This is a genomic window from Paenibacillus sp. P4_A9 (assembly GCF_056402415.1).
Map to the genome: position 1 here is coordinate 1 of NZ_JBFUHL010000155.1, position 3544 is coordinate 3544.

Below are 3544 nucleotides of genomic sequence, written 5' to 3' on the forward strand. Positions count from 1 at the left end.
ACTTGAGGAAATATCAACTTTTGGCGTTATTAGCTGCACGCGTAACGCTAATTTGCAATTGGATGTAACGTAGTGCCGAATAGCGTTATCCTGTAATGTTATTTATTGCAGCTGCATGGCCCTGGATCCTAGACGGTAGGTTCGAATGCAATTTCAAGCCAAACCAGCGAAATTAACATCATAAAATCCAGTTATTTTACCTAAGCGCGGTCGCTGATCGTTGAATGGCCTCGATAGAGGTTTTCTTATTTTTTCGGGATCTAGTTCTAGTTACGAACACAAGACGGGAGTTTGTTAATGAAAAAAATAGCAGTAATAACCGATATACACGGAAATAGGCCTGCATTGATGGCGGTGCTTCAGGATATTACATCCAAGAGTGTTGATCACATTTATTGTTTGGGGGATGTAGTTGGCATTGGACCCGATTCCAACGAAGTTCTTGAATTACTATTGTCACGAACGGATGTTTCATTCGTAGTGGGTAATCATGATGTAGCGGTAATGGCCGCGTTTTATGGAGATGACGCTCCGAAAGGGCATCAAAATGAACGGCACCATCACCAATGGTTGGCAGATAGAATTAACCCCGAGTACATCGAAGCGATGAGTAAATGGCCAAAACAATTAATCGTCAATCATTACAATAAAGACCTGCTTTTCACTCATTATCATACCAATCAAGACGGCTGGTTTTTGTCTATAGAAAAGAACCCGTCAACGGAGAAGTTAGATCAACTCTACAAAGAAACCAATTATAAGATGGTATGCTTTGGCCATCATCATATGATTCACCATTTTGTTTCAAGTAAAAGAACTTATTTTAATCCTGGTGCATTAGGTTGTTACAATAAACCGCGTGCAAGATATGGTATTGTTTCGTTAACGGAGAATACAATCAGAGAAGAGCTAATTGAAGTACCCTACGACAATAAGGAGTTTCTGCAATCTTATATTCAGTTGCAGATTCCAGAACGGGAATTTATCCTGAAAATTTTTCATGGTGGGCAATTAACTTGTTAGGAACGATTTGTTCAACTAAGCAGAAACGAGAGTGCAATAAATTCTTTACGAGGCTGCCGCTTAATTTTATTGAGATTTATTAATTAATAACATTAATTATTAATGTGATGTAATACTTTAACTAGAGGAATACCAAGGAAAATAGCATAATAAGACATCTATCTGCGTATTCGAATATGTTTATTTCTGAATGACTTTGATAAGATATTTAAAAATAGACGTATTGAAAGGATGGAAGTTATGCCATTTCTATCACTGACAAGTTGGAGTTTACATCGAAATCTAGGCCCATTGCGGTGGACAGGTTGGGATGAAAAAACGTGTACGCAAATTACAAATGCGCAAGATCAGCCAGTGCTGCTTTCGTTGCTTGAGTTACCGGCAGTATTAGCAGGGAAGGGGTTTTCGTCACTGGAARTATGTCATTTTCATTTTCCTGAGACGAGTGAATCATATCTGCTTACGTTAAAGAATGCATTTGCTGAAGAAGGGCTGCGTTTCTATACGCTGTTGCTTGAATACGGAGATATCTCCAGCGCGGATGAGATCCGTAGACAATCAGATATCGCATGGAGCAAAGGTTGGATAGATATCGCGGCACGAGTAGGAGCCGAAAGGGTGCGAGTAATTGCTGGTGAAGCGGATCCATCGGACCGAGAAGCATTGGCGCGCTCGATTGAAGCACTTTGCCAGCTAGGGCAATACGGAGCCGAACATGGTGTACGCGTTGTCACTGAGAATTTCAAATCCCTTTCCTCAACAGGGGACAATTGTCTTGCTATTATGGAAGGATGCGGCGAATTCCTTGGGTTTACTTCAGATTTTGGGAATTTCAAAGGCATGGAGAAATTTGCTGATCTTGCCCGAACGATTCCTCATAGTGAATCCATCCATGCCAAATCACAAACGAATGCCGAGGGATTTCCAGATGAAGCTGAGTTTATTCACTGTCTAGATATCGCCAAGCAGGCTGGCTATGAAGGACCGCTGACACTTGTTTACGATGGTCCAGGTGATATGTGGGAAGGGATCGAGCGTGTAAGGAAGTTAGCGGAGCCGTATTGTTCAGTAAGGAGATGATCCAATATGTCTGAGTATGTAACTCATTTCAGAGAAAGAGATGTCGAACTTCCAAAACATCGAGACAACCTGCTGCACGCCATCGAAAAGGATTTACTTCAGGATGAACATGTTTTGGCTGTGTTTTATGGAGGGTCTGTAGGAAATAAGAAGACCGATCTTTACTCAGACATTGATCTTCGAGTTGTCGTGAAAGAAGAAGTATTTGAAGCGTATCGATTGGATAAAAAAGGGAGAGCCGCGAATTGGGGCGATGTTTTATTCTATGAAGACATGCCTTGGGCAACGTACAGTACTGCTCACTTTCGCAGCTTTATTAAAGTCGATACTTTCTATTATAGAGTGAAGGACATTCAACCATCCGTTTGGTTGCAGGACATTCAAATTGTCCATGACACGAATGAATGGATGAAAGACATCGTAGAACAATCGTTGAAACTCTCCTACAAACCAACAGTGATAGAAATCGAAATGTGGAGAACTAAATTTTTTGCACATGTTCACGAAGCATACCGGAGAGTTAAGAGAAATGAAATCTATTATGCGCTACATTGTCTGGATCAGCTTCGCTTGTTAATGACGACGGCGTGGTACATGGAATTAGGCATTCAACCGAATAGCTATGGGAATTGGGCAAAATTAGAAGGAAACAGAAGTAACTTACATGCTTGGCAGTTAGTACTTCTTGAAAATTGGTTTAGTTCGAGAGAACCTGAACAGATTATGCAAGTGATCAAAAGTATGTTTCCAGCTTTCAAAAGCGTACATAAAAGCTTATGTGAAACCTATGGCATAGATGAAGATTGTAGTTGGATGGACGAAGTGTTAAGTATGATTTAAACAACGGATTGATTTTGTGAACATGCTATTATCTGTATTATGCTTTGATACTAGCATTTATAGGGTCAATAGAGCTATTGACAGGAATTATTTGGGATTATAAACTAACATCACCAACACAATTTCATATTGGAAACGCAATGATTGGGACCAATAAGGACCCCCTATTGTCCAGAGAGCTGTCGATTCGGTGGAAGACAGTCAATAGAATCCCCAACTCACCCTTGAGCGGTAAGATCGAAGTGTCCTGTAGATCTTAACGGTTTACCTCCGTAATCGGGTCCCAAGGATTTGTAAGTATTAGTGTTGCAAATCAAGAAGAGTGGTACCGCGAAGGTTAGACCTGTCGCCTCTTTGTAGGCGATGGGTTTTTTTGTATTTCAAAAAGGGGAGGGAAAGCGTATGAAGAATGTGATCGATTATTATGCCAAGTTTGATGAATGGGGAAGACTGGATCGCGAGCCTATTGAGTTTACGGTAAATTGGAACTACATGAAGAAGTATCTCCCTAGAGCAGGTCATGTCGTAGATAACGGGGCTGGACCAGGCAAATACGCAATGGAATTAGCGAAGATCGGCTATAACGTGACACTTTCATATG

Annotated in this window: 3 protein-coding genes, 1 pseudogene and 1 other annotated feature; all 4 genes and pseudogenes read left to right on the forward strand. The window is 40.9% G+C overall.

Annotated elements, in window-relative coordinates; genetic code table 11:
• Positions 1–297: 297 nt before the first annotated feature.
• Positions 298–1023 carry a metallophosphoesterase family protein gene (locus AC1DVJ_RS30305; RefSeq protein ID WP_477596529.1) on the forward strand — a complete coding sequence of 242 codons (726 nt, stop codon included), beginning with the start codon at positions 298–300 and terminating at the stop codon, positions 1021–1023.
• A gap of 240 nt (positions 1024–1263) precedes the next feature.
• On the forward strand, positions 1264–2103 hold the full coding sequence (locus tag AC1DVJ_RS30310) for a sugar phosphate isomerase/epimerase family protein (RefSeq protein WP_477596531.1): 840 nt from the start codon (positions 1264–1266) through the stop codon (positions 2101–2103).
• Between the two features lie 6 nt (positions 2104–2109).
• Positions 2110–2943: a hypothetical protein gene (locus tag AC1DVJ_RS30315; protein ID WP_477596533.1), complete on the forward strand. Its 834-nt coding sequence runs from the start codon at positions 2110–2112 to the stop codon at positions 2941–2943.
• Positions 2944–3074: 131 nt separating this feature from the next.
• Positions 3075–3300: a binding site (T-box leader), on the forward strand.
• Between the two features lie 45 nt (positions 3301–3345).
• Positions 3346–3544: pseudogene (locus AC1DVJ_RS30320) on the forward strand (class I SAM-dependent methyltransferase); the annotation flags it as partial.

Excerpts from the sequence above, each read along its gene's own strand:
- AC1DVJ_RS30305 (WP_477596529.1), top strand. The coding sequence starts at position 298 with ATGAAAAAAATAGCAGTAATAACCGATATACACGGAAATAGGCCTGCA.
- AC1DVJ_RS30315 (WP_477596533.1), top strand. The coding sequence starts at position 2,110 with ATGTCTGAGTATGTAACTCATTTCAGAGAAAGAGATGTCGAACTTCCA.